Genomic DNA, 21,765 nt, shown 5'->3' on the forward strand with positions numbered 1-21,765 from the left:
TAATCTAGGACTTTAATATTTTTCTAAAGATTCCACAATAAAAGAGGTCATATGCAGCAAGTTAGGATTTTTGTGTTTAGAGTTTTTTTTGTTTTTGGGTGTTTTTTGTCAAGTTTAGTGGCGGCAAATATTCAAGAATCTCAATGGGAAAATGGGCAGACTCTGCTAACATTTTTTGAAAAAAATTCAATTCCTCTTAAGGTTTATTATGACTTGCCGCGCGAAGATAAAGAATTAGCCGATGAAATTGTTAGTGGAAATACTTTTTACACCCTTTATGATGAAGAGGGAAAATTACTGCAAGCCTTGATACCTATTAATGAAAACTCTCAACTGCATATTTACAAAGAAGATGCGACTTATGGAATGCGTGCCATCCCAATTGTTTATTTTGAAAAAGAGCATAATATAGCCCTTTCTGTGGAAAGTTCGCTTTATAATGATATTGTAAAATACACTGGCGATACCTTTCTTGCTTCAGATTTTATTCAAGCTTACAAAGGAAGTGTGAATTTTAAAAGACAAATCAAAAAAGGTGATAAATTAGCTATCATTTATGAGCGAAAATATAGATTAGGAAAGGTTTTTGGTAGTCCTAATATCAAGGCTTCTATTTTAAAAACAAGCAATGAGAAAAAGTATGTTGTTCGCTTTGATGATGGAAATTTTTATGATTTGGAGGGAAATAATTTAAATAAATATCTTTTTATGATTCCATTGAAATACAAGAGAATCTCCTCTCATTTTTCAATGGGGAGAAAGCACCCAATTCTTGGCTATAAACGACCGCATTTAGGCACAGATTATGCCGCACCAAGACACACTCCAATCAAAGCAGCCTCTCAAGGCAAAGTGATTTTTGCAGGAACTAAAGGCGGGTATGGTAAAACTGTGATTATTCAACATGAAAATGGCTATCGCACTCTTTATGGACATATGCATAAAATAAACAAAGGGATTAGGGCGGGGGTTTATGTTTCTCAAGGCAAACAAATAGGAACCGTTGGGAGCACAGGGCTTAGCACAGGTCCTCATTTGCATTTTGGACTTTATAAAAATGGCAGTGCTATTAACCCGCAAAAACATTTAAGAATTGCAACTATTAAGCTTAAGGATAAAGAGAAAGAGAAATTTTCTATTCTTGCAAAATCATTCCAGAATCAGTTAGAAACTATTTTGGCTAATAATCTTGAAAATGAGCCTTTTAAAAAAATGCAAAATTCCTATATAGTGTATCTTAGCGAGGAAATAGGAAATGATGAAGACTCCAAAAGAAATAACTAATATTCGTTTTTGTGCTTGTGAATCATCGCTTTATATTAAGCCCAAAAGAATGCTCTTTTGTGAAAATGGTAGAGAGAGAAGTTGGGATATTATTGAAGCACACGATAGCGTTGCAGTTCTGCTTTATCATAAACAAAAAGATTCTTTTGTGGTGGTTAAGCAATTTCGCCCCGCAGTTTTTTTGAAAGAACAAGTAAGAGAAAATAGGAATCTAAAGTGTGAGATTGGCTATACCTATGAGTTGTGCGCAGGGATTACAGATAAGCCAAATAAGACTCTAAAAGAAATTGTGCAAGAAGAAATTTTGGAAGAATGTGGTTATAGTGTTCCATTAGAAAAAATAGAGAAAATTACAGAATTTTATAGTTCTGTTGGGTTTGCAGGTAGCAAACAAACCTTGTTTTTTGCACAAATAGATGAGGAATTTAGAGTTCATAAGGGAGGGGGGATTGATGATGAGAATATTGAAGTTATTTTTGTTCCGCGCACAGAGGCTTATTCCTTTGTATTAGATGAGACTTATCCTAAAACCTCTGGAGTTATGTTTGCCTTTTTGTGGTATTTTAAGGAAAAAAATAATGAAAGGTGATTTTGCACTTCAAGAAATCACAAGAAAACTTGATGAAATTAAAGAAGTTTGGCAAATTTATGAGATTTTTGAAAAAGCAAAAAAAGAATTTAATAAGGAATATGAAACTCTATCAAAAGATAGAGAATCGCTTATTGATAGTTTTAATGAAATTTCTGCAAAAAACGCCCTTTTGCTTTCTCAAAACCAAGAATTAGAAACTAAAAATAAGCTTTTAGAACAAGCTTTAACGCAAAAACAAAAAGAACTAGATGAATTAGATTCTAAGAGCGTTTTAGAGGGGATTTGCTATGATTTTTCAAATCTTGAAGGTTTGTGTGAAGATTTGAAAGAGCATTTAGGAAAAATAGACACTACATTGCCCACAAAGCCAAATGCCTTACAAAAGCTAGAAGTCTCTTATCAACAGCATAAAAAGTTGGTTGCCAAACCTGCTAATTCCTATGTAACCTTAGCTGAAGCACAGAGGCTTTATGAGCGCATAAAAGTGTTTTTGGAGCATTTAAAATCACTGGATTTGGAGATTGCAAAAATGCTTTTGGAAGTGCGAGATTTAAAGAATCAATGTCAGAAGAAATACGAAGATTCTTATAACGAAATCCTCTAGAAGACTTAGAGTAAAATTCAAAATGAAAAAAATCAAAATCTTTGTCTCAGCCTTGGAATATTCAGCTAATATTCATCTTTATTATTTATTAAACGCATTACAAAAAAGAGAAGTAGATTTTGAAATTTGTGGGATTTTTGATTCTGAAGCTTTAAAGATAGAGAGCACTTTTAGTCCTAATGAATTTAGAGTAATGGGATTTGTTGGAGTTTTGGGGTTGATACCCAAGTTTTTTAGGATTAAAAAATCTCTAGTCGCATTAGCAAAAGAATGTGATTTCGCGCTTTTTATGGATTCTTCATCGTTTAATATACCCTTGCTTAAGTCACTTCATCAAGCTAAAAATAAACCGCATTTGGTCTATTATATCTTGCCACAAGTGTGGGCGTGGAAACCTTATAGGGCAAAGATTCTTTCTGTTTTTTGCGATTCATTGTGGGGGATTTTACCATTTGAGGGTCATTATTATCCAAAAACTTCAAATTTTTCGTATGTAGGGCATCCTTTATTAGATGAGATACCTTTTTCTTATACAAAGGTTAATTCTAGTAATCTTATAGCTTTTATGCCTGGGTCAAGAATTTCTGAGATTAAAGCCCTTTTTCCTATTTTTAAAAAGCTTATTAAGCATTTAAAAAAGATTAATAAAAAGGGATTATTGATTGTTCCAAAGCATTTTAAAAATCGTAATTTATTAGAAATTTATGGGGATTTGGAGGATTTTGAGATTTCTTTTGAGACCTATGAAGGATTAGGGCGCTGTGAGTTTGCTTTTGTTTGCAGTGGAACAGCAACACTAGAATCCACACTTCTTGGAATTCCTACAATTTTAGTTTATAAGGCAAGGTGGCTTGATTATTGGATTGCAAAAAGATTGGTAAAGCTTAATTATATTGGATTGGCTAATATTTTTTTGGAATTCCTTGCGTATGGATTACCTAAAAACAATAGTAATCCACAAAATTTTCCTATTCATCCAGAATTTTTACAAGATCAAGTAAAAGTAGAAGCTCTCTTAAAAGCCTTTTATGAATTTGATAATGAGAAATTTTTTGCACAGAAAGAAAAATTAATGGAATATTTAAAAAATGGAAGTGCAGAAAATTGTGCAAGAAAAATTGAAAATTTTGTGAAAAATTTACAAAACTAAAGGGCTTTTTAACTCTCTTTAGCATAGTATTATAAATTATTTTCAGTATTTTGGAGATTTTTGTGCAACCAATGACAGAATATGGCTATAATAAGCTAATTAATGAGTTAAAAAATCTTAAGGAAGTCGAGCGACCAAACAACATTAAAGAAATTGACACCGCAAGAGAACATGGGGATTTAAAGGAAAATGCCGAATACCACGCCGCAAGAGAAAGGCAACTCTTTTTAGATGCGCGGATTAATGAATTGACACAGCTTGTCGCAGAGGCTCGTGTGATTGATCCAAGCACTATTGCTCACGATAAAGTAAGCTTTGGATCAACTATTACGCTAGAAGATTTGGATAGTGAAGAGCAGTTTTGTTATACAATTGTTGGAGCAACTGAGAGTAATCCAGATAAAGGTTTAATTTCCTATCATTCGCCTTTGGCAAAGCAGCTTTTAGGAAAGGTTATTGGCGATGAGGTAACAATTCAACTTCCCAAAGGCAAAGTGGATTATGAAATTTTAGATATTTGCTATAAAGAAATTCAATTTTAGGTAGAAAAATGGCAATTTTAAAAATAAGAAAATTAGTCCCAGAGGCGATTTTACCAAAATATCAAACACAAGGTTCTGCAGGATTTGATTTGTGTGCAGTGCAGTCTGCTACTATTCCTGCTGGCAAATGGGCTTTGATTCCAACAGGCTTAGCTTTTAGCTTTAAAGAGGGTTATGAGATACAAGTGCGCCCAAGAAGTGGTTTAGCCTTGCAGTATGGGATTACTCTGCTTAATACCCCAGGAACAATTGATAGCGATTACCGCGGAGAAATTAAAGTGATTATGATGAATCTTGGCAATGAAGACTTTGTGATTAACAAAGGCGATAGAATCGCCCAAGCAGTCTTGTGTAAAGTCAAACAAGCTAAAATCAAAGAAGTGGAAGTGCTTGATGAGACTAAGCGCGGTGAGGGCGGATTTGGTAGCACGGGTAAATCATAGGCAAAAGGAGAAGTTTTGAGCTTAAAGCAAAATGTAGATTATATTAAAGAAGAAATCAATAATGATGAAAAAATGCTGGAGAGTTTAATACGATTTGAGGGGTGGTTTAAGCGATATAAGATTCCTTTGGTGATAGTTATAGCATTTTTGGTGATATTAGGTGTTGGTTATAGTGTTAATAGATATTATCAGGAGCAACAAAAAGAAAAAAATTCATCACTTTATCAAAAAGCACTTTTGGGTGATGAGGTAGCTATTGCTAGTCTTAAAGATTCAAAAAGTTTGCTTTATGATTTGTATCTTTATCAAAAAGCTCTAAAAGAAGAGAATGCAGCAATGCTCAAAGAACTTGAATCTTCAAAAGATCCTATGATTGCAAGGCTTTCAAAACAGCAAAATATAAGTTTAAAGGAAGATTTAAAAGAGCTTAACTCTAAAGATTCTAATGAATTAGGCTATCTTGAAGCTGCCTTTTTGGAGATTAAAAAGGGAAATACCAAGGAAGCAAAGGCAATTTTGGCAAAGATTCCTAATGATTCGGCTATTAGAGAAATTGCAAACTCTTTAGAACATTTAACCATTAAAGGAATTAATCATGCCAAATAATACATTAAAGATTCTAGTAGGGATTGTTTTATTAGCTTTTTTAAGTGGATGTGGCTCTAAATATTACTTTGAGCCCAAAGAGGAAGAAATTGCTAATGATATTTCTTATGGTGATTCTTTATCAAGTGATATTATAGGAATCACTCGCGATGGAGCAACTTTAGCAAGTGGGCAATTTATTACTAAATATTCTCAGATTCCAGAAGTGAAGTTGCCCAAAAATGCACGCTATCTTAATGAATCAGAGAAGTTTTATATCGCAACAACTAACAATAAAGAAATGTTATTAATCAATAAAGAAACGCTTAGTGAAAGTGTTATTGCTTTGGAAGGGAATCCAATTAGCGCTTCTATAGAGGAAAATTTGGCGGCTATTATTTTTGATAATAACTCTTTTGTGCTTTTTGATCTTGACCTTGGACGCACATTATATAAGCAAGAAAACGCATCAGCACCCACTAATAACACTTTGATTGCCTCACCTTATTTTTTGAGCGATATCGCTGTTATTCCAACCTTGGATGGTAAGCTTGTTATAGTAGATAAAAACACTCATCAAATGATTCGTAGCATTGTTGTTAATGGAGGTGAAAAATACTTTAATAATGTTATTTTTCTAGAAGCCATTAATGATAGAATGGTGGCAGCAACCCCTAAGCGCGTTATTTCTGTTAGCCCAAGCATTATTAATACCTTTGATGCTAATTTGCAGGACATTTTATTTTTTGGTGATCAAATTGTGCTTTTTACAACTGATGGAGAGGTGATTTTAACAGATAAAGATTTAAATGAAATTAGGCGCCAAAAATTCCCCTTTGCACATTTTAGCGCAGCAAATCACGGAGATAAAATTATGGTTTTAGAAACACAGGGTTATCTGATAAGTTTAAGTGAAGATTTACAAGAGTGGCAGATTTTTGCTTTGCCAAATAAAATCAAAAAACCGACATTTTCAGCAACAGGTAAGATTTTTGTGGGTGATGAAATATTAGAAGTGAATTGAAATGATTCTTTGTGATATTGGAAATACTTTTTTACATTTCTACTATCGCGGTAGAGTTTGGAAAGAAAATAGAAACAATCTTAGCCAAAAAGATTTAAATGAAGTGGTAATTTACATTAGTGTTAATCAAGAATCAACAAGATCGCTTCTTTTGTCGCATCCTTATTGTTTTGATCTTACGCCTTATATGAGTTTGGATACTAATTATAAGGGTTTGGGAATTGATAGGATTGCAGCTTGCAATGCCATTAGCGATGGCGTTATTATTGATGCAGGGAGTGCAATTACATTAGATGTTATGCATGGTGGTTTGCATTTGGGGGGTTGTATTTTGCCAGGGATTGCGCAGATGCAAAAAAGTTTCAAATCTATTCCAATTCTAGATTGCGGGATTAATCTCTCTGTCCCCTTGGATACTTTTCCACAAAACACTAAAGATGCTGTTAGTTATGGGGTTTTAAAGCCTATAATGCTTTTAATAGAAAATTTTTCTAAAAATAAAAAAATTTATTTTACAGGTGGCGATGGAAAATTTCTCTCGCGTTTTTTTGAAAATGCAATTTATGATGATTTACTTATTTTTAAAGGAATGCAAAATATTATTACAACAAAAATTACTTCCAAAGGAATCTATTTATGATAAAAATCGCATTGCCAAAGGGAAGAATTGCACAAGAAGCATTGAAGATTTTTGAAGGATATTTGCAAAGTCCGTTAGATTTTGAAGATAGAAAATTGATTCTCAAAAAACAAAATTTTGAATTTATGCTTGTAAGAAGTCAAGATGTGCCTGTCTATGTGGAGAGAGGTGCGGCTGATATTGGGATTGTGGGATTAGATGTTTTAGAAGAGAAGCAAAGCCATTTAGTGAGATTGCTAGATTTAGAATTTGGGAAGTGCAGGGTTGCTATTGGTTCGCCCAAAGATGTAGTCTTGGATTTTTCAAAGCCAAACTTAAAAATTGCAACTAAAATGGAAAATATCACAAAGGCTTATTTTTCTAAAAAAGCCATTAGTGTAGATATTATCAAGCTCTATGGCTCTATTGAGTTAGCACCACTTGTAGGAATGGCAGATGCTATTGTGGATTTGGTTGAAACTGGAAATACACTAGAGCAAAATAATCTTAAAATAGATGCGGTGATTATGGAAGTTAGTGCGTATTTAGTGGCAAATCCAAATAGCTTTTATATGCAAAAGAGAGAAATTTTGGAGATTCAAAAGTATTTTAAAAACTATATCAAAAAGGATTGAAAATGGGTCAGACAATTACAGAGAAAATTTTTTCAGAACATGTAGGCAAAGAGGTTTATGCAGGTGAAATAGTGGATTGTCCTATTGATATGGTGATTGGAAATGACATTACCACTCCTTTATCAATCAAAGCATTTGAGCAAAGTGGCGCAGAAAGTCTTGCCAATCCAGATGGATTCTGTATAGTGATGGATCATTTTATTCCCGCTAAAGATATTGCTAGTGCTAATCAAGCAAAAATCAGTCGCGATTTTGCTAAAAAGCATAATTTAAAGCATTTCTTTGATGAAAAGGATATGGGAATAGAACACGCTCTCTTACCCGAAAAAGGCTTGGTTGTGAGTGGAGATGTGATTATTGGGGCTGATTCACACACCTGCACTCACGGAGCTTTGGGCGCATTTAGCACAGGTATGGGAAGCACGGATTTGGCTTATGCGATGATTACAGGTAAAAATTGGTTTAAGATTCCAAATGCCATTAAGGTAGAATTTGTAGGTAAGCCCGCAAAGCACATTTATGGTAAGGATTTGATTTTAGAAGTGATAAGACAAATTGGCGTGGATGGGGCTTTGTATCAAACTTTGGAATTTTGCGGAGATGGCATACAATATCTAAGTATGGATGATCGATTTTCGCTCTGTAATATGGCGATTGAAGCAGGTGCAAAAAATGGAATCATTGCTTCAGATGAAATTACGCGTGAGTTTTTGGCTTCACGCAAGGAATTGCGCGCAAAGCCTAAAGAGTTTTATTCTGATGAAGATGCTAATTACACAAGGGTTTTGAAAATTGATATTAGCACATTAGAACCAGTAATCGCCTATCCCTTTTTGCCTAGTAATGGTAAGAGTATCTCTCAAGCGGTCAAAGATGAATTAAAAATTGATCAAGTTTTTATTGGAAGTTGCACAAATGGTAGATTAGCAGATTTGAAAATTGCAAGTGAGATTTTAAAAGGTAAGAAAGTGCATAAGGATGTTCGCCTTATTATTACTCCTGGAACTCAACAAATCTACAAAGAAGCACATCAGCTTGGATATATTGATATTTTATTAGAATCAGGTGCGTTGATTTCTAATCCGACTTGTGGAGCTTGTTTGGGTGGATATATGGGGATTTTAGGCGATAATGAACGCTGTGTCTCAACAACTAATCGTAATTTTGTGGGAAGAATGGGAGCAAGAAGTTCAGAAGTATATTTAGCAAATTCTGCAGTGGCAGCTATGAGTGCGATAAGGGGTAAAATTGCCGATCCAAGAGATTAGAGACAAAGATTGCTAATTGAATAAATATTACTTTTTGCGTTATAGAGAAGAAGTGCTAAATTCACTAAAAGGCAAAATCGTATAGGGGGTGCCGAGATTCTCGCCTTGTGCTTTTTGGTTTAGTGTGATAATAATAAATTTCTCACAAAATTCTCTTTCTTTAATTATCTTATTAAGTTTTTGTTCTAAAGTTTGGAATTGAATAAAAGGCAAACAAAGAATCCCAAGCATAGAATTAGGTAGATAAAAATCAAGCTTATCAGTAAAAAATACCACTTCTTTGAAATTATAGAGTAGCTCCAAAAAAACCATATTTTCAAAAAGTGTAGAAAAATTTCGCTCATAACTAACAGCATTTTTGAGTGTGAAATCATAAAAATAAAGCTTCTTGGGAGCAAGATCGTGTTCAAATTTTTCTACCCAAAAGAGTGTTTTGCTCTCTTTTAAAATATTGGCGTATTCATAGAATCGATCTTTAGAGATTTTTCCTTCTTTTTTGAGTTTGGTGTAGATTTGATGGAGAGAGACTTTTAATCCAAGATTTTGAATGAAATTTCTTAGAATCCAAAAGTTTGTTTTATCGTTGGCAAATGATTTTAGTAATTCACCTTTTTTATATTCATTAAGGGTTTCTGCTTCAAAAAGATTGCCGTATTTAAGATAGTGATTAAAAGAATCATGGGGAGTTTGTTTGTGGATTTGGAGATATTCTTTGAAAGTTATGGGTGGCATTTCTTGGGTTTGAAAATGTGGAAGCTCATAGGGAAATTGGCTAATTAGCGTGATATAGGGGAGATTTGGGAGTGGAAATTCTGGAGTGTAAGAATCAAGAATCAAAACTTCAATGTTTTTTTTGTGGCAAAAGGATTCAAGATTATTGAGATCTTGATAGGAATTGATTTTAGAATCAGAGAGATTAATGTAGAGTTTTTTGAGATTTTTAAAAGATTCTTGTTGGTAGTATTGCAAAATAAAATCAGTTTTTCCAATATTTTTGCTGCCATAAATTAAGTGTTGAGGTTTGAGACTTAAAGTGTGTTTGCGATGAACTTTTGAAAAATTTTTGGGATAACTTTCAAAAAGAATTTCTAAAAGCATAAAACAATCCTTAGAATATTTGTGGAGTGATATTTTATTTATTTCCTTTTTAAAAGGAAATAAATTACAAAAATTCTCTAAAAAAACTTCACAAAAGTGCGAGTTTTAAGTATAATTTCGGCTTCCAAAACATGGCATTGATTCAATCAATGAGTTCTTTATAAGGAAAAAAAATGGAAAAAATTAGACTTAAGTTGAAAGCGTATGATCATCGCGTTCTTGATAGATCGGTTGTTTCAATCGTGGAAGCCGTCAAGAGAACAGGTGCAGAGATTCGTGGTCCTATTCCACTCCCAACTAAAAAAAGACGATACACAGTCTTAAAATCTCCTCATATCAATAAAGATTCAAGGGAACAATTTGAAATTCGTGTTCATTGCAGAGTGATTGATATTGTTTCAGCAACTCCGGAGACGGTGGATAGTCTTACGAAATTAGATATGGCTCCTGAAGTGGATGTAGAAGTCCGTTCAATGGATAAATAAGGGTTATAAATGGAATTTTTAGTAGAAAAAATTGGAATGAGTAGAACCGTTGCTAAACCAAGTATTCCTGTAACATTGTTAAAAGTTAAAACTGCAAAGGTTTGCGAAGTTTTAGAAGGTGGTAAGGCGCTTGTTGCTTATCATCAAGGAAAAATACTTAACAAAGCGATTGCGGGGCAACAAAAAAAATATAATTTGGATAAAGAATTTAATAAGTTTGCAACCATTGAAGTAAGCAATGCAGAAGTGGGTGATTTGGATTTAGCGATTTTAGAAAGTGCAAAAAGAGCAAAAGTTTCCTTTAATACAAAAGGTAGAGGCTTTAGCGGTGTTATGAAACGCTGGAATTTCCAAGGTGGTCCAGGTGCTCATGGTAGTCGATTCCACAGAGCTCCAGGTTCAATTGGAAATCGTGAGTGGCCAGGTCGTGTTCAGCCGGGTAAAAAAATGGCAGGACATTATGGAAATGAAAAAGTTACCGTTCAAAATGAAATCATTTCATTTGATAAAGAAAATAATGTGCTTGTTTTAAAGGGTTCTGTTCCTGGATTTAATGGCGCATTTGGTAAGTTAAAGGTTGTAAAATGAGTAAGGCAATTATTTTAGATAATGGATTGAATAAAAGTGGCGAATTGCAATTGCCAGAAAGTTATAAGGCGATCAATTCTCACAATCTTTATCTCTATATTAAATCTTTTTTAGCTTCAATGCGCGCTAATAATGCGATGGCGAAAACACGCGGCAAAGTTAGCGGTGGTGGTAAAAAACCATGGAGTCAAAAAGGTGGTGGTAGAGCAAGGGCAGGGAGTATCACTTCGCCAGTGTTTGTTGGTGGTGGTGTTTCTCATGGTCCTAGCAACAACAGAAACTACAATCTAAAAGTTAATAAAAAACAAAAAAAGCTTGCTTTACAATACGCATTGCAAGAAAAAGCAGATAATGGTAGCTTGTTTGTTGTAGATAAGATTCAAATTTCAAGCGGTAAAACAAAAGATGCTAATGCAATGTTTAAAGCTTTGAATCAAAGAAATGTTTTATTGGTTTCTGAAATGTTTGATGAGAAAACATATTTAGCTTTTAGAAATCTTAAAAATTGTTACTTGATTGATGGTGCTGAACTTAATGCATATTTAGCAGCAACATTTAGATCTGTGGTGATTGAAAAAGCACTTTTTGAAGCTATCACAAAAGAGGGTTAAAAATGGCAAGTATTACAGATATTAAAGCAATTATGTATACAGAGAAATCTTTAAAGCTTCAAGAGCAAAATGTCCTTGTGGTTCAGACTTCTCCAAAACTAAGTAAGACACAACTAAAAGAAGTGTTTAAAGAATATTTTGGTGTGACTCCACTTGCAATCAATTCTTTAAGACAAGAAGGAAAAGTAAAAAGATTCCGTGGTGTTATTGGTAAAAGAAGCGACTTCAAAAAGTTTTTTGTAAAACTTCCAGAAGGTGCAAAAATTGAATCATTGGCAGTTTAAGGAGTAAAACATGGCAATCAAAACTTACAAACCATACACTCCAAGTAGAAGATTTATGAGCAATTTAAGCTCAGAGAATATCACAGCAAAAGCTAGTGTAAGAAAATTATTAGTTAAACTTCCTGTCCATGCGGGGCGCAATAACAATGGTAGAATCACTAGCCGACACAAAGAGGGTGGTGCTAAAAAGCTTTATCGTATCATTGATTTTAAACGCAATAAATTTAACATTGAAGGTAAAGTAAGCACCATTGAATACGATCCATACAGAAATTGTAGAATCGCACTTGTAACTTATAAAGATGGTGATAAGAGATATATCATTCAACCGAGTGGTTTAAAAGTAGGAGATACTATTATTTCTGCAGAAGGTGGTTTGGATATTCGTTTGGGTTATGCAATGAAACTTAAAAATATTCCTATTGGAACAGTTGTGCATAACATAGAAATGTATCCAGGTCGTGGTGGTCAGCTTGCAAGAAGTGCGGGTGCTAGTGCACAACTTATGGGAAGAGAAGGTAAATATTCTATTATCAGAATGCCAAGTGGTGAAATGCGATATATTTTAGGTGAATGTATGGCAACTATTGGGGTAGTTGGTAATGAAGATTTTGCAAATATTAATATTGGTAAAGCAGGTCGAAGCAGACATCTAGGTATTCGCCCACAAACAAGAGGTAGTGCGATGAACCCAGTAGATCACCCACATGGTGGTGGTGAAGGTAAGACAGGCTCAAGCGGACATCCTGTATCTCCATGGGGTATGCCAGCAAAAGGTTATAAAACAAGAAGAAAAAAAGCAAGCGATAAGCTTATTATTTCAAGAAGAAAAAAATAAGGAAAATAAATGGCTAGATCGATAAAAAAAGGTCCTTTTGTTGATGAGCATTTGATGAAAAAAGTGCTTAAAGCAAAAGAAGCAAAAGACAACAAACCTATTAAAACATGGTCTCGCAGAAGCACCATCATTCCAGAAATGATTGGATTTACTTTTAATGTTCATAATGGTAGAGCTTTCGTTCCTGTTTATGTAACAGAAAACCATGTTGGTTATAAGTTGGGTGAATTTGCACCTACAAGAACCTTTAAAGGGCACAAAGGTAGTGTCCAAAAGAAAATCGGTAAGTAAGGGAGAGAGAGATGAGTAAAGCATTATTACGATATATCCGCCTTTCACCTACAAAAGCAAGATTAATTGCACGAGAGGTTCAAGGAATGAATGCTGAATTAGCAATCGCTTCTTTAGAGTTTATGCCAAACAAAGCGGCAAAAATTATTTCTAAAGTGATTGCATCAGCGGTTGCAAATGGGGGCTATGAAGCAGAGAATGTTATTGTTTCATCTTGTAGAGTTGATGCGGGTCCTGTGCTTAGACGTTTTACACCTAGAGCAAGAGGTCGAGCAACTCCAGTAAGAAAACCTACTTCACATATTTTCGTAGAAGTAGCACAAAAAAGTAAGGATAAGTAATGGGTCAAAAAGTTAATCCGATTGGTCTAAGACTTGGTATAAATAGAAATTGGGAATCAAGATGGTTTCCTTCATTTGCAACAGCACCACAAAATGTTGCAGAGGATTATAAAATTAGAAAGTTCCTTAAAAAAGAGCTTTATTATGCAGGTGTGAGTGATATTTTGATTGAGAGAACTGCAAGAAAAGTGCGTGTAACTGTGGTAGCAGCAAGACCGGGAATTATCATTGGTAAAAAAGGCGCTGATGTTGAAAAATTAAAAGAATCACTTAATAAAATTGTTAATAAAGATATTTTCTTAAACATTAAAGAAGTGAAGAAACCACAAAGCAATGCACAATTAGCTGCTGAAAGTGTTGCAACACAGCTTGAAAGACGCGTAGCATTCCGCCGTGCGATGAAAAAAGTGATGCAAGGTGCGATGAAATCTGGAGCTAAAGGAATCAAAGTCAAAGTTTCTGGTCGTTTAGCGGGTGCTGAAATGGCAAGAACAGAGTGGTATATGGAAGGAAGAATCCCACTTCATACACTAAGAGCCAAAATTGATTATGGTTTTGCAGAGGCTTTAACAACTTATGGAAATATTGGTGTTAAGGTTTGGATTTTTAAAGGGGAAGTTCTTCAAAAAGGAATTCAAGCTGAGAAGCCACAAGAAGAGGGCGAAGCAAAAGCAACTCGTCCAACTAGAAAGAGAAGGGGGCAATAACTATGCTAATGCCAAAGAAAACAAAATACAGAAAGCAAATGAAAGGGCGCAATAGAGGAAAAGCATTCCGTGGCACTTCTTTAGCTTTTGGTGAATTTGGAATTAAGGCTATTGAACATGGTAGAATTGATTCAAGACAAATTGAAGCAGCGCGTATTGCAATGACTCGTGCAACAAAGAGAACAGGTATGGTATGGATTAGGGTATTCCCTGATAAACCATTAACTGCAAAGCCTCTTGAAACTCGTATGGGTAAAGGTAAGGGTGCTGTTGATAAGTGGGTTATGAATATTAAGCCTGGTAGAATTATTTATGAAATGGGCAGTGTTGATGAGACTTTAGCAAGAAGTGCCTTGGCATTAGCACAAAGCAAACTCCCTTTTAAAACAAAAATTGTAACAAGAGAGGGCGAGAATGAAATATACTGAGATTAATGAGAAAAGTATTCAAGAATTGCAAGAGCTTCTAAAAGAAAAAGAAACTTCTTTGTTTGAGCTTAATTTGAAACTTAGAACTATGCAACAAACAAATACAAGTGAGCTTAAAGCAACAAGAAAAGATATTGCAAGAATCAAAACTGCAATGAATGCAAAAAGGAGGGCTGAATAATGAGCAGTGTTCAACCACATAAAAGAATTATCTCTGGAAAAGTTGTAACAAAAGCTGGAGATAAAAGTGCAACAATTTTAGTTGAAAGACGTGTTATCCACCCAAAATATAGAAAAATTGTAAAGAGATTTAAACGCTATATTGTGCATGATGAAAACAATAGCGTAAAAGTAGGAGATGTAATTGAGGCGATTGAATGTAAGCCAATTTCTAAAAGAAAAGCTTTTACACTCCACAAAGTAGTATCTGTGGGAGTTGAATTATGATTCAAAGTTTTACAAGATTGAATGTCGCTGATAATAGTGGTGCAAAAGAAATAATGTGCATTAAGGTATTAGGTGGCAGCAAAAGACGTTATGCCACAGTTGGCGATGTGATTGTTGCTTCAGTTAAAAAAGCTCTTCCTAGTGGAAAAGTAAAAAAAGGACAAGTTGTCAAAGCAGTAGTGGTAAGAACTAAAAAAGAGATTCACCGCGAAGATGGTGCGCTAATTCGTTTTGATGACAATGCAGCTGTTATTTTAGACAGCAAAAGAGAGCCTATTGGAACGCGTATTTTTGGACCTGTTGGCAGAGAAATTCGTTATGCTAATTTTATGAAAATTGTTTCATTGGCGCCGGAGGTATTATAATGGCTAAGTTTAAGATCAAAAAAGGCGATATGGTAGAAATCATCACAGGTGATGACAAAGGCAAAAAAGCAAAAATTTTGCGTGTAATTCCTAAGTCTTCACAAGTTGTGGTAGAAGGTTGCAAATTGGCTAAAAAAGCCGTAAAGCCAACAGATAAGAATCCAAAAGGTGGCTTTATTGAAAAAGAAATGCCGATTCATATTTCAAATGTAAAAAAAGCGGAGGATTAATCTATGTATCAATTAAAAACCGCCTATAAAAATGAAATTAAGTCAAAATTAGCAGAAGAATTAGGAATCAAAAACCCTATGCTTTTGCCAAAGCTTGAGAAGATTGTTATTAGCGTGGGTGCTGGTATGTACGCAAAAGATACTAAAATTATGCAAAATATTGCAGATACAATTTCTTTGATTGCTGGACAAAAAGCAGTGATTACAAGCGCTAAAAAATCTGTTGCTGGATTTAAAATGCGTGAGGGAATGCCAATGGGAGTTAAGGTAACTTTAAGAGGAAATCAAATGTATAACTTCCTAGAAAAGCTTATCGTAATCGCACTTCCTAGAGTAAAGGACTTCAGAGGGATTCCGCGCAATGGGTTTGATGGAAGAGGAAATTATAGCTTTGGTGTAAATGAGCAATTAATTTTCCCTGAGGTTGTATATGATGATATTATGGTAAGCCATGGTATGAATATCACTTTTGTTACTTCGGCAAAAAACGATAAAGATGCCTTGAAACTTCTAGAGCTTTTTGGCTTACCTTTTGCAAAAGGAAAAATAAATGGCTAAGAAATCTATGATTGCAAAGGCTAATAGAAAGCCTAAATTTAAAGTAAGAGCTTATACAAGATGTTCAATTTGCGGAAGACCACATTCTGTTTATAGAGATTTTGGTATTTGCCGTGTTTGCCTTCGCAAGATGGGAAATGAAGGCTTGATTCCAGGACTTAGAAAAGCAAGTTGGTAAGGGGATAAAATGGTAAATGATATTATTGCAGATTCATTAACAAGAATCAGAAATGCAAGTATGAGAAGATTAGACACAACAACTTTGTATTATGCAAAAATTGTTGTTTCTATTTTGGAAGTGTTTCAAGCAAAAGGATTTATTGAAGGTTATAAAGTCATCGAGAAAGATAAAAAACAATCTATTAATGTTGTTTTAAAGTATGATGAAAAAGGACATTCAGTTATCAATGAAATCACTCGAATCTCTAAACCTGGGAGACGCGTTTATAAGGCAAGAAATGAATTAAAGCGCTTTAAAAACGGCTATGGAACCATTGTTGTAAGCACAAGTAAAGGCGTGATTGCTAATGAGGATGCTTATAAATCAAATGTGGGCGGAGAAGCCCTCTGCAGTATTTGGTAGGAGTATGTAATGTCAAGAGTTGGTAAAAAACCTATTAGCATTCCAAGTAGTGTTCAAGTTAGCATTGAAGGAAGCAAAATAGTTTTTAAGGGTGGTAAGATCACAAAAGAATTAGAAACTTATGGTCGTGTTGGAATTGAATTTAAAAACAATGAGTTAAGTTTCTCTCTTGCTGGAAGTGATGCGCAATCAAGAGCTTATTGGGGAACCTATAGAGCCTTAGCAAATAACATTGTTGTAGGCTTAACAGATGGTTTTACAAAGCAATTAGAAATCAATGGTGTAGGTTATAAGGCAGCAGTTAAAGGTAAAGTTTTAGAGCTTGCACTTGGATTTTCTCATCCTATTAACTATGACATTCCAGAAGGCATTGAAATAGCGGTGGATAAAAATCTTGTTGTTATTAAAGGTGCTGATAAACAACAAGTAGGACAAATTGCTGCAGAAATTAGAGAGTTTAGACCGCCAGAACCTTACAAGGGCAAAGGTGTGAAATATGTTGATGAGCGTATTATCCGCAAAGCTGGTAAAACTTCTAAAAAATAAGGATTAAGCAATGACAGACAAAATTATTAGAAAAAAGAGAAGTTTAAGAATCAAAAGAAAGCTGAGAATTCGTGCGAGAATCTTTGGAGATTCAGCAACTCCAAGATTAAGCATTTTTCGCTCTAATAGATATTTCTATGCACAAGTGATTGATGATGTAAAAGGTGTTACATTAGCAAGCGTTGATGGTAAGAAAATGGGGCTAAAAAACAACAAGGAAGATGTGAAAAAGATCGCTTCTAATTTGGCAGAATCTCTTAAAAAAGCTAATATCTCTCAAGTAATCTTTGATAGAAATGGATATTTATATCATGGCGTTGTTGCAAGTTTTGCTGATTCTCTACGCGAGAATGGAATTAGTTTATAGGGGATAATATGGAAATCAATAGAGAAGATTTTAAAGAGGTTGTTGTAAATATTGGTCGTGTAACAAAAGTTGTTAAAGGTGGGCGTAGATTCCGTTTTAATGCTTTAGTTGTTGTTGGCAACAAAGAAGGTTTGGTTGGATTTGGATTGGGGAAAGCAAAAGAAGTCCCTGATGCTGTTAAAAAAGCCATTGATGATGCATTTAAAAATATTGTAAAAGTTAATATTAAAGGCACAACAATTGCTCATGATGTTCAACAAAAATATAATTCAAGCATTATCTTACTAAAACCTGCTAGCGAGGGAACTGGAGTAATTGCTGGTGGTTCTGTGCGCCCTGTATTAGAGATGGCAGGTATTAAGGATATATTGACTAAATCACTTGGTTCTAATAATCCTTACAATGTAGTAAGAGCTACAATTGATGCGCTTTCTAAAGTAAAGGCATAAGGAGATTTTATGGCATTAGAAAATTTAGCACCTGCAAAAGGCAGTGTAAAAAAAATCAAAAGAGTAGGACGCGGTCAGGGTAGTGGTATGGGTAAAACCTCTACAAGAGGCGGTAAAGGACAGACTGCTAGAACGGGCTCTAAACAAAAAAGAGGTTTTGAAGGTGGGCAACAACCATTACAAAGAAGATTGCCTAAAGTAGGTTTTACAAGCAGGGTGATTAAACCTTATGTAATCAATGTGGAATTAATTAGAGCAATCGCTACATTAGAAGAGATTACTTTTGAAAGCATCAAAAGCATACATAAATTCCCTGCTTATACGACTAAAATTAAGTTAATTGGCGCAAGTGCAAGAAATCTTGCAGCAAAAATTAAAGATGAAAGAATTACGACAAGCGGACAAAAATAATGAATAAAACAATTGTCAATAAGATTCTAATTACACTAGGCTTTCTTTTAGCCTATCGTGTATTGGCTTATATCCCAGTTCCTGGGGTAGATACAGGTGTCATTAAGACTTTTTTTGATAATAACGCTTCCAATGCTTTGGGCTTGTTTAATATGTTTAGCGGAAATGCAGTTGAACGACTTAGTATTATTTCTCTAGGTATTATGCCCTACATTACAGCTTCTATTATTATGGAACTTTTAGCAGCTACTTTCCCCAATTTAGGCAAGATGAAAAAAGAGCGTGATGGTATGCAAAAATATATGCAAATTATCCGTTATACCACGGTGGTAATCACTCTAATTCAAGCAATTGGTGTTTCTATTGGGTTAAAAAGTTTGGGCACAGGTGCTAATGGTGCAATTATGATAGATATGAATGTCTTTATTGCAATTTCTGCATTTTCTATGCTTTGTGGAACAATGCTGCTAATGTGGATTGGTGAGCAAATTACGCAAAGAGGTATTGGAAATGGTATTAGTTTGATTATCTTTAGTGGGATTGTGTCTGGGATTCCAAGTGCGATTGCTGGGACATTTAACTTGGTTAATACCAATCAAATTAGTTGGTTAGTCTTGCTATTTATTATGGCAATTATTATTATTACAGTGGGTTGTATTATCTTTGTAGAGCTTGGAGAGAGAAGAATCCCTATTTCATATTCTCGCAAAGTGGTCATGCAAAATCAAGACAAGAGAATCATGAATTACATTCCTATTAAAATGAATCTAAGCGGGGTGATCCCACCTATTTTTGCTTCGGCTATTTTAATGTTCCCAAGTACGATTTTGCAGTCATCTTCTAATGCAATTATAATGCAGATCGCGGATTATTTGAATCCTAATAGTTATTTGTATAATGTTTTAATGTTTTTGTTTGTTGTCTTTTTTGCCTATTTTTATGCTTCAATCGTATTTAATCCAAAAGAGATTTCTGAAAACTTAAAACGACAAGGTGGATTTATACCTGGTATTCGCCCTGGAGAAGGAACGGCGAATTTCTTAACAGAAGTAGCAAATAGACTAACGCTTTGGGGTGCTTTATATCTTGCATTAATTGCAACATTGCCTTGGATTTTGGTAAAGGCTTCAGGAGTTCCTTTTTATTTTGGGGGGACAGCAGTTTTGATCGTTGTGCAAGTTGCGGTTGATACAATGCGAAAAATTGAAGCACAAATTTATATGAATAAATATAAAACACTAAGTGCAGTGGGTTTATAAATGTCAATTACAATTCGAAAACCATCGGAGATAGAATCTCTCCGAAAGGCTAATAAAATCGTTGCTAAAACGCTTAATTATCTAAAGGCAAATGTTAAGCCAGGGATTACACTAAAAGAATTAGATGCAATGGGTGAGGATTTTATTCGCTCAAGTGGTGGGATTCCAGCCTTTAAAGGTCTTTATGGTTTTAGTGGTTCAGTGTGTATATCAGTTAATGAAGTGATTATCCATGGGATTCCAACAGATTATGCCCTAAAGGAAGGTGATATTGTTGGGCTTGATTTGGGAGTTAATCTTAATGGTTGGTATGGAGATAGTGCAATCACTTGTGGGGTAGGTAATATTTCACAAGAAAATCAAAGGTTGATTGCTTGTGCTAAAGATACACTTTATTTTGCTATTGATCAAATTAAGGTGGGTATGCACTTTAAAGAATTAAGCTACTTAATAGAACAATTTATCTTGGATTATGGTTATGTGCCTTTGAGAGGTTTTTGTGGGCATGGGATTGGTAAAAAGCCTCATGAAGAGCCTGAGATTCCAAACTATTTAGAAGGAAGTAACTCCAAGCAAGGCTATAAAATCAAAGATGGAATGGTTTTTTGTATTGAGCCAATGATTTGTCAAAAAAGCGGAGAACCCAAAATACTTAAAGATGATTGGAGTGTGGTATCAACTGATGGATTAAATGGAAGTCATTATGAACACACCATAGCAATTATTAAAGGCAAAGCAGAAATTTTATCAAAGGAATAAGGAAACAGAATGGCAAAAGATGATGTGATTGAGATTGATGGAATAGTCAAAGAAGCACTACCTAATGCTACTTTTCGTGTGGAATTAGAAAATGGACATGTAATTTTGTGTCATATTGCAGGTAGAATGCGTATGAATTATATTAAGATCTTGCAAGGTGATAAAGTAAAAATCGAACTTACTCCCTATAGTTTGGATAAGGGAAGAATTACTTTTAGGTATAAGTAGTTTTTAATAAGTATTAGAATATAATACGCCCTTTATTGTAAAAACTTCATAGTCGTTTGGGTGATGAATGAGCCTTTGGAGGACTATAAACTCAATGTCTGATAATTTATTTTATTAGAAAGTGGTGGAATTTTTTCTTATTCACAATTCAAAGTGATAATTTTTGAGATTTTATATCTTAAAAGTGTTAAAAATATTTGGTGCTTGATAGAAGCATCAAAGTAAAGTTAGGAGTAAGCTATGAAAGTCAGACCTTCTGTGAAGAAAATGTGTGACAAATGCAAGGTTATTAAAAGAAAAGGCGTGATTCGAGTGATTTGCGAGAATCCAAAACACAAACAAAGACAAGGATAAAAAGGAAAGATAATGGCGAGAATTGCTGGTGTTGATTTACCCAAAAAAAAGAGAATTGAATATGCTTTAACTTATATTTATGGTATTGGTTTAAAAGCATCAAGAGATATTTTAAATGCAGTGAATATCTCTTATGACAAGAGGGTTCAAGACCTTGGTGAGGATGAAGTTTCTGCAATTGCAAAAGAGATTCAAGCTCATCATATCGTAGAGGGTGATTTGCGCAAAAAAGTTACAATGGACATTAAAGCACTTATGGATTTAGGTAACTATCGTGGATTACGACATAGAAAAGGCTTGCCTGTTCGCGGTCAAACAACAAAAAATAATGCAAGAACGCGAAAAGGTAAAAGAAAAACAGTTGGTAGTGCATCAAAATAAGGGGTAAATAATGGCTAAAAGAAATGTAACAAAAAAAAGAGTTGTCAAAAAGAATATCGCAAGAGGTATTATTCATATTTCTGCTGCTTTTAACAATACAAGCGTAACTATCACTGATGAAATGGGTAATGTAATTTGCTGGAGTACGGCGGGTGCATTAGGTTTTAAAGGAAGTAAGAAATCAACTCCTTATGCGGCACAACAAGCGGTTGAAGATGCTGTTTCAAAAGCAAAAGAACACGGTATTAAAGAGCTTGGTGTTAAGATTCAAGGTCCTGGAAGCGGTAGAGAGACTGCTGTTAAGAGTCTTGGAAGCATTGAAGGGATAAAAGTATTATGGTTTAAAGATGTTACTCCATTGCCACACAATGGTTGCCGACCACCAAAAAGAAGAAGAGTGTAAGGAGAGAG

38 protein-coding genes are annotated in these 21,765 nt (G+C 34.5%); 37 read left to right on the forward strand and 1 reads right to left on the reverse strand.

Going from position 1 to position 21,765, the window contains the following annotated elements; translation table 11 throughout:
• Nucleotides 1-51: 51 nt before the first annotated feature.
• Genes MKD52_RS02820 through leuC form a run of 11 tightly spaced genes read left to right on the forward strand, consistent with a single transcriptional unit; the run spans nucleotide 52 to nucleotide 8,746 of the window.
• Entirely contained in the window at nucleotides 52-1,284 is a 1,233-nt protein-coding gene (locus tag MKD52_RS02820; RefSeq protein ID WP_112057523.1) for a peptidoglycan DD-metalloendopeptidase family protein, read from the forward strand.
• Nucleotides 1,259-1,873: an NUDIX hydrolase gene (locus MKD52_RS02825; protein WP_112057522.1), complete on the forward strand. Its 615-nt coding sequence runs from the start codon at nucleotides 1,259-1,261 to the stop codon at nucleotides 1,871-1,873. Before MKD52_RS02820 ends, MKD52_RS02825 begins: the two co-directional genes overlap by 26 nt.
• Nucleotides 1,863-2,480, forward strand: coding sequence for a hypothetical protein (locus MKD52_RS02830; RefSeq protein WP_242099182.1), 618 nt, complete (start codon nucleotides 1,863-1,865; stop codon nucleotides 2,478-2,480). Before MKD52_RS02825 ends, MKD52_RS02830 begins: the two co-directional genes overlap by 11 nt.
• A 22-nt stretch (nucleotides 2,481-2,502) precedes the next feature.
• Entirely contained in the window at nucleotides 2,503-3,630 is a 1,128-nt protein-coding gene (gene lpxB, locus MKD52_RS02835; protein ID WP_242099183.1) for a lipid-A-disaccharide synthase, read from the forward strand.
• 56 nt (nucleotides 3,631-3,686) lie between these two features.
• Nucleotides 3,687-4,172, forward strand: coding sequence for a transcription elongation factor GreA (greA, locus tag MKD52_RS02840; protein ID WP_112057560.1), 486 nt, complete (start codon nucleotides 3,687-3,689; stop codon nucleotides 4,170-4,172).
• An 8-nt stretch (nucleotides 4,173-4,180) separates the two neighbouring features.
• Nucleotides 4,181-4,615: a dUTP diphosphatase gene (gene dut, locus MKD52_RS02845; protein WP_242099184.1), complete on the forward strand. Its 435-nt coding sequence runs from the start codon at nucleotides 4,181-4,183 to the stop codon at nucleotides 4,613-4,615.
• A 15-nt stretch (nucleotides 4,616-4,630) separates the two neighbouring features.
• A complete protein-coding gene (locus MKD52_RS02850) occupies nucleotides 4,631-5,221 on the forward strand; it encodes a hypothetical protein (RefSeq protein ID WP_242099185.1) in 591 nt (196 codons plus the stop codon).
• Nucleotides 5,211-6,224, forward strand: coding sequence for a hypothetical protein (locus tag MKD52_RS02855; protein ID WP_242099186.1), 1,014 nt, complete (start codon nucleotides 5,211-5,213; stop codon nucleotides 6,222-6,224). The genes MKD52_RS02850 and MKD52_RS02855 overlap by 11 nt, the downstream gene beginning before the upstream one ends.
• Before the next feature lies 1 nt (nucleotide 6,225).
• Nucleotides 6,226-6,864, forward strand: a complete 639-nt coding sequence (locus MKD52_RS02860) for a type III pantothenate kinase (RefSeq protein WP_112057517.1) — start codon at nucleotides 6,226-6,228, stop codon at nucleotides 6,862-6,864.
• A complete protein-coding gene (gene hisG / locus MKD52_RS02865) occupies nucleotides 6,861-7,478 on the forward strand; it encodes an ATP phosphoribosyltransferase (RefSeq protein ID WP_112057516.1) in 618 nt (205 codons plus the stop codon). Before MKD52_RS02860 ends, hisG begins: the two co-directional genes overlap by 4 nt.
• 2 nt (nucleotides 7,479-7,480) lie before the next feature.
• Nucleotides 7,481-8,746, forward strand: coding sequence for a 3-isopropylmalate dehydratase large subunit (leuC, locus tag MKD52_RS02870; protein ID WP_242099187.1), 1,266 nt, complete (start codon nucleotides 7,481-7,483; stop codon nucleotides 8,744-8,746).
• A gap of 39 nt (nucleotides 8,747-8,785) precedes the next feature.
• On the opposite strand, the gene MKD52_RS02875 is transcribed toward leuC, so the two are convergent.
• Nucleotides 8,786-9,844: an ATP-binding protein gene (locus MKD52_RS02875; RefSeq protein ID WP_242099188.1), complete on the reverse strand. Its 1,059-nt coding sequence runs from the start codon at nucleotides 9,842-9,844 to the stop codon at nucleotides 8,786-8,788.
• A gap of 173 nt (nucleotides 9,845-10,017) precedes the next feature.
• Here MKD52_RS02875 and rpsJ point away from each other — a divergent pair, with 173 nt between their 5' ends.
• The 26 genes from rpsJ (at nucleotide 10,018) to rpsK (ending at nucleotide 21,757) form a co-directional block, all read left to right on the forward strand.
• Nucleotides 10,018-10,329: a 30S ribosomal protein S10 gene (gene rpsJ, locus MKD52_RS02880; protein WP_006656785.1), complete on the forward strand. Its 312-nt coding sequence runs from the start codon at nucleotides 10,018-10,020 to the stop codon at nucleotides 10,327-10,329.
• Nucleotides 10,330-10,338: 9 nt separating this feature from the next.
• On the forward strand, nucleotides 10,339-10,917 hold the full coding sequence (rplC, locus tag MKD52_RS02885) for a 50S ribosomal protein L3 (RefSeq protein WP_242099189.1): 579 nt from the start codon (nucleotides 10,339-10,341) through the stop codon (nucleotides 10,915-10,917).
• On the forward strand, nucleotides 10,914-11,528 hold the full coding sequence (rplD, locus tag MKD52_RS02890; protein ID WP_242099190.1) for a 50S ribosomal protein L4: 615 nt from the start codon (nucleotides 10,914-10,916) through the stop codon (nucleotides 11,526-11,528). Before rplC ends, rplD begins: the two co-directional genes overlap by 4 nt.
• A gap of 2 nt (nucleotides 11,529-11,530) precedes the next feature.
• On the forward strand, nucleotides 11,531-11,812 hold the full coding sequence (locus MKD52_RS02895) for a 50S ribosomal protein L23 (RefSeq protein WP_112057511.1): 282 nt from the start codon (nucleotides 11,531-11,533) through the stop codon (nucleotides 11,810-11,812).
• Between the two features lie 10 nt (nucleotides 11,813-11,822).
• Entirely contained in the window at nucleotides 11,823-12,650 is an 828-nt protein-coding gene (rplB, locus tag MKD52_RS02900; protein ID WP_112057510.1) for a 50S ribosomal protein L2, read from the forward strand.
• 9 nt (nucleotides 12,651-12,659) lie between these two features.
• Entirely contained in the window at nucleotides 12,660-12,941 is a 282-nt protein-coding gene (rpsS, locus tag MKD52_RS02905) for a 30S ribosomal protein S19 (protein ID WP_006655274.1), read from the forward strand.
• A gap of 11 nt (nucleotides 12,942-12,952) precedes the next feature.
• A complete protein-coding gene (gene rplV / locus MKD52_RS02910; protein ID WP_112057509.1) occupies nucleotides 12,953-13,282 on the forward strand; it encodes a 50S ribosomal protein L22 in 330 nt (109 codons plus the stop codon).
• Nucleotides 13,282-13,989, forward strand: coding sequence for a 30S ribosomal protein S3 (rpsC, locus tag MKD52_RS02915; RefSeq protein WP_006655275.1), 708 nt, complete (start codon nucleotides 13,282-13,284; stop codon nucleotides 13,987-13,989). The genes rplV and rpsC overlap by 1 nt, the downstream gene beginning before the upstream one ends.
• A gap of 2 nt (nucleotides 13,990-13,991) precedes the next feature.
• Nucleotides 13,992-14,417 carry a 50S ribosomal protein L16 gene (gene rplP, locus MKD52_RS02920; protein WP_006655276.1) on the forward strand — a complete coding sequence of 142 codons (426 nt, stop codon included), beginning with the start codon at nucleotides 13,992-13,994 and terminating at the stop codon, nucleotides 14,415-14,417.
• Nucleotides 14,404-14,598: a 50S ribosomal protein L29 gene (rpmC, locus tag MKD52_RS02925; RefSeq protein WP_006655277.1), complete on the forward strand. Its 195-nt coding sequence runs from the start codon at nucleotides 14,404-14,406 to the stop codon at nucleotides 14,596-14,598. Before rplP ends, rpmC begins: the two co-directional genes overlap by 14 nt.
• On the forward strand, nucleotides 14,598-14,864 hold the full coding sequence (gene rpsQ / locus MKD52_RS02930; protein WP_006655278.1) for a 30S ribosomal protein S17: 267 nt from the start codon (nucleotides 14,598-14,600) through the stop codon (nucleotides 14,862-14,864). The genes rpmC and rpsQ overlap by 1 nt, the downstream gene beginning before the upstream one ends.
• A complete protein-coding gene (rplN, locus tag MKD52_RS02935) occupies nucleotides 14,861-15,229 on the forward strand; it encodes a 50S ribosomal protein L14 (protein ID WP_006655279.1) in 369 nt (122 codons plus the stop codon). The genes rpsQ and rplN overlap by 4 nt, the downstream gene beginning before the upstream one ends.
• Complete coding sequence (gene rplX, locus MKD52_RS02940; RefSeq protein WP_006655280.1) at nucleotides 15,229-15,459, forward strand: 50S ribosomal protein L24; 231 nt, start codon at nucleotides 15,229-15,231, stop codon at nucleotides 15,457-15,459. Before rplN ends, rplX begins: the two co-directional genes overlap by 1 nt.
• Before the next feature lie 3 nt (nucleotides 15,460-15,462).
• A complete protein-coding gene (gene rplE / locus MKD52_RS02945; protein ID WP_112057508.1) occupies nucleotides 15,463-16,017 on the forward strand; it encodes a 50S ribosomal protein L5 in 555 nt (184 codons plus the stop codon).
• Nucleotides 16,010-16,195 carry a type Z 30S ribosomal protein S14 gene (locus tag MKD52_RS02950; RefSeq protein ID WP_006655282.1) on the forward strand — a complete coding sequence of 62 codons (186 nt, stop codon included), beginning with the start codon at nucleotides 16,010-16,012 and terminating at the stop codon, nucleotides 16,193-16,195. The genes rplE and MKD52_RS02950 overlap by 8 nt, the downstream gene beginning before the upstream one ends.
• Before the next feature lie 9 nt (nucleotides 16,196-16,204).
• On the forward strand, nucleotides 16,205-16,600 hold the full coding sequence (gene rpsH / locus MKD52_RS02955) for a 30S ribosomal protein S8 (RefSeq protein WP_112057507.1): 396 nt from the start codon (nucleotides 16,205-16,207) through the stop codon (nucleotides 16,598-16,600).
• A gap of 9 nt (nucleotides 16,601-16,609) precedes the next feature.
• Complete coding sequence (gene rplF, locus MKD52_RS02960) at nucleotides 16,610-17,146, forward strand: 50S ribosomal protein L6 (protein ID WP_242099191.1); 537 nt, start codon at nucleotides 16,610-16,612, stop codon at nucleotides 17,144-17,146.
• 10 nt (nucleotides 17,147-17,156) lie between these two features.
• A complete protein-coding gene (gene rplR, locus MKD52_RS02965; RefSeq protein ID WP_112057505.1) occupies nucleotides 17,157-17,513 on the forward strand; it encodes a 50S ribosomal protein L18 in 357 nt (118 codons plus the stop codon).
• Between the two features lie 8 nt (nucleotides 17,514-17,521).
• Nucleotides 17,522-17,962: a 30S ribosomal protein S5 gene (rpsE, locus tag MKD52_RS02970; RefSeq protein ID WP_006655286.1), complete on the forward strand. Its 441-nt coding sequence runs from the start codon at nucleotides 17,522-17,524 to the stop codon at nucleotides 17,960-17,962.
• 9 nt (nucleotides 17,963-17,971) lie between these two features.
• Nucleotides 17,972-18,373, forward strand: coding sequence for a 50S ribosomal protein L15 (gene rplO, locus MKD52_RS02975; protein ID WP_242099192.1), 402 nt, complete (start codon nucleotides 17,972-17,974; stop codon nucleotides 18,371-18,373).
• Nucleotides 18,373-19,632, forward strand: a complete 1,260-nt coding sequence (secY, locus tag MKD52_RS02980) for a preprotein translocase subunit SecY (RefSeq protein WP_242099193.1) — start codon at nucleotides 18,373-18,375, stop codon at nucleotides 19,630-19,632. Before rplO ends, secY begins: the two co-directional genes overlap by 1 nt.
• On the forward strand, nucleotides 19,633-20,391 hold the full coding sequence (gene map / locus MKD52_RS02985) for a type I methionyl aminopeptidase (RefSeq protein ID WP_242099194.1): 759 nt from the start codon (nucleotides 19,633-19,635) through the stop codon (nucleotides 20,389-20,391).
• Nucleotides 20,392-20,400: 9 nt separating this feature from the next.
• Nucleotides 20,401-20,619, forward strand: a complete 219-nt coding sequence (gene infA, locus MKD52_RS02990; protein WP_006655290.1) for a translation initiation factor IF-1 — start codon at nucleotides 20,401-20,403, stop codon at nucleotides 20,617-20,619.
• A 240-nt stretch (nucleotides 20,620-20,859) separates the two neighbouring features.
• Entirely contained in the window at nucleotides 20,860-20,973 is a 114-nt protein-coding gene (rpmJ, locus tag MKD52_RS02995; protein WP_005022299.1) for a 50S ribosomal protein L36, read from the forward strand.
• Between the two features lie 12 nt (nucleotides 20,974-20,985).
• Nucleotides 20,986-21,354: a 30S ribosomal protein S13 gene (gene rpsM / locus MKD52_RS03000; protein ID WP_005022300.1), complete on the forward strand. Its 369-nt coding sequence runs from the start codon at nucleotides 20,986-20,988 to the stop codon at nucleotides 21,352-21,354.
• Between the two features lie 10 nt (nucleotides 21,355-21,364).
• The gene (rpsK, locus tag MKD52_RS03005; RefSeq protein WP_005022301.1) at nucleotides 21,365-21,757 is read left to right on the forward strand and encodes a 30S ribosomal protein S11; all 393 of its coding nucleotides are present in this window, start codon (nucleotides 21,365-21,367) and stop codon (nucleotides 21,755-21,757) included.
• Nucleotides 21,758-21,765 lie beyond the last annotated feature (8 nt).

Source organism: Helicobacter sp. CaF467b (genome assembly GCF_022664765.1).
GTDB lineage: Bacteria > Campylobacterota > Campylobacteria > Campylobacterales > Helicobacteraceae > Helicobacter_D > Helicobacter_D colisuis.

What these genes read in the sequence shown, in the direction of transcription:
- MKD52_RS02820 (WP_112057523.1), top strand. Translation starts at nt 52, where the DNA reads ATGCAGCAAGTTAGGATTTTTGTGTTTAGAGTTTTTTTTGTTTTTGGG.
- MKD52_RS02825 (WP_112057522.1), top strand. Translation starts at nt 1,259, where the DNA reads ATGAAGACTCCAAAAGAAATAACTAATATTCGTTTTTGTGCTTGTGAA.
- MKD52_RS02830 (WP_242099182.1), top strand. Translation starts at nt 1,863, where the DNA reads ATGAAAGGTGATTTTGCACTTCAAGAAATCACAAGAAAACTTGATGAA.
- lpxB (WP_242099183.1), top strand. Translation starts at nt 2,503, where the DNA reads ATGAAAAAAATCAAAATCTTTGTCTCAGCCTTGGAATATTCAGCTAAT.
- dut (WP_242099184.1), top strand. Translation starts at nt 4,181, where the DNA reads ATGGCAATTTTAAAAATAAGAAAATTAGTCCCAGAGGCGATTTTACCA.
- MKD52_RS02855 (WP_242099186.1), top strand. Translation starts at nt 5,211, where the DNA reads ATGCCAAATAATACATTAAAGATTCTAGTAGGGATTGTTTTATTAGCT.
- MKD52_RS02860 (WP_112057517.1), top strand. Translation starts at nt 6,226, where the DNA reads ATGATTCTTTGTGATATTGGAAATACTTTTTTACATTTCTACTATCGC.
- hisG (WP_112057516.1), top strand. Translation starts at nt 6,861, where the DNA reads ATGATAAAAATCGCATTGCCAAAGGGAAGAATTGCACAAGAAGCATTG.
- leuC (WP_242099187.1), top strand. Translation starts at nt 7,481, where the DNA reads ATGGGTCAGACAATTACAGAGAAAATTTTTTCAGAACATGTAGGCAAA.
- MKD52_RS02875 (WP_242099188.1), bottom strand. Translation starts at nt 9,844, where the DNA reads ATGCTTTTAGAAATTCTTTTTGAAAGTTATCCCAAAAATTTTTCAAAA.
- rpsJ (WP_006656785.1), top strand. Translation starts at nt 10,018, where the DNA reads ATGGAAAAAATTAGACTTAAGTTGAAAGCGTATGATCATCGCGTTCTT.
- rplC (WP_242099189.1), top strand. Translation starts at nt 10,339, where the DNA reads ATGGAATTTTTAGTAGAAAAAATTGGAATGAGTAGAACCGTTGCTAAA.
- rplD (WP_242099190.1), top strand. Translation starts at nt 10,914, where the DNA reads ATGAGTAAGGCAATTATTTTAGATAATGGATTGAATAAAAGTGGCGAA.
- MKD52_RS02895 (WP_112057511.1), top strand. Translation starts at nt 11,531, where the DNA reads ATGGCAAGTATTACAGATATTAAAGCAATTATGTATACAGAGAAATCT.
- rplB (WP_112057510.1), top strand. Translation starts at nt 11,823, where the DNA reads ATGGCAATCAAAACTTACAAACCATACACTCCAAGTAGAAGATTTATG.
- rpsS (WP_006655274.1), top strand. Translation starts at nt 12,660, where the DNA reads ATGGCTAGATCGATAAAAAAAGGTCCTTTTGTTGATGAGCATTTGATG.
- rplV (WP_112057509.1), top strand. Translation starts at nt 12,953, where the DNA reads ATGAGTAAAGCATTATTACGATATATCCGCCTTTCACCTACAAAAGCA.
- rpsC (WP_006655275.1), top strand. Translation starts at nt 13,282, where the DNA reads ATGGGTCAAAAAGTTAATCCGATTGGTCTAAGACTTGGTATAAATAGA.
- rplP (WP_006655276.1), top strand. Translation starts at nt 13,992, where the DNA reads ATGCTAATGCCAAAGAAAACAAAATACAGAAAGCAAATGAAAGGGCGC.
- rpmC (WP_006655277.1), top strand. Translation starts at nt 14,404, where the DNA reads ATGAAATATACTGAGATTAATGAGAAAAGTATTCAAGAATTGCAAGAG.
- rpsQ (WP_006655278.1), top strand. Translation starts at nt 14,598, where the DNA reads ATGAGCAGTGTTCAACCACATAAAAGAATTATCTCTGGAAAAGTTGTA.
- rplN (WP_006655279.1), top strand. Translation starts at nt 14,861, where the DNA reads ATGATTCAAAGTTTTACAAGATTGAATGTCGCTGATAATAGTGGTGCA.
- rplX (WP_006655280.1), top strand. Translation starts at nt 15,229, where the DNA reads ATGGCTAAGTTTAAGATCAAAAAAGGCGATATGGTAGAAATCATCACA.
- rplE (WP_112057508.1), top strand. Translation starts at nt 15,463, where the DNA reads ATGTATCAATTAAAAACCGCCTATAAAAATGAAATTAAGTCAAAATTA.
- MKD52_RS02950 (WP_006655282.1), top strand. Translation starts at nt 16,010, where the DNA reads ATGGCTAAGAAATCTATGATTGCAAAGGCTAATAGAAAGCCTAAATTT.
- rpsH (WP_112057507.1), top strand. Translation starts at nt 16,205, where the DNA reads ATGGTAAATGATATTATTGCAGATTCATTAACAAGAATCAGAAATGCA.
- rplF (WP_242099191.1), top strand. Translation starts at nt 16,610, where the DNA reads ATGTCAAGAGTTGGTAAAAAACCTATTAGCATTCCAAGTAGTGTTCAA.
- rplR (WP_112057505.1), top strand. Translation starts at nt 17,157, where the DNA reads ATGACAGACAAAATTATTAGAAAAAAGAGAAGTTTAAGAATCAAAAGA.
- rpsE (WP_006655286.1), top strand. Translation starts at nt 17,522, where the DNA reads ATGGAAATCAATAGAGAAGATTTTAAAGAGGTTGTTGTAAATATTGGT.
- rplO (WP_242099192.1), top strand. Translation starts at nt 17,972, where the DNA reads ATGGCATTAGAAAATTTAGCACCTGCAAAAGGCAGTGTAAAAAAAATC.
- secY (WP_242099193.1), top strand. Translation starts at nt 18,373, where the DNA reads ATGAATAAAACAATTGTCAATAAGATTCTAATTACACTAGGCTTTCTT.
- map (WP_242099194.1), top strand. Translation starts at nt 19,633, where the DNA reads ATGTCAATTACAATTCGAAAACCATCGGAGATAGAATCTCTCCGAAAG.
- infA (WP_006655290.1), top strand. Translation starts at nt 20,401, where the DNA reads ATGGCAAAAGATGATGTGATTGAGATTGATGGAATAGTCAAAGAAGCA.
- rpmJ (WP_005022299.1), top strand. Translation starts at nt 20,860, where the DNA reads ATGAAAGTCAGACCTTCTGTGAAGAAAATGTGTGACAAATGCAAGGTT.
- rpsM (WP_005022300.1), top strand. Translation starts at nt 20,986, where the DNA reads ATGGCGAGAATTGCTGGTGTTGATTTACCCAAAAAAAAGAGAATTGAA.
- rpsK (WP_005022301.1), top strand. Translation starts at nt 21,365, where the DNA reads ATGGCTAAAAGAAATGTAACAAAAAAAAGAGTTGTCAAAAAGAATATC.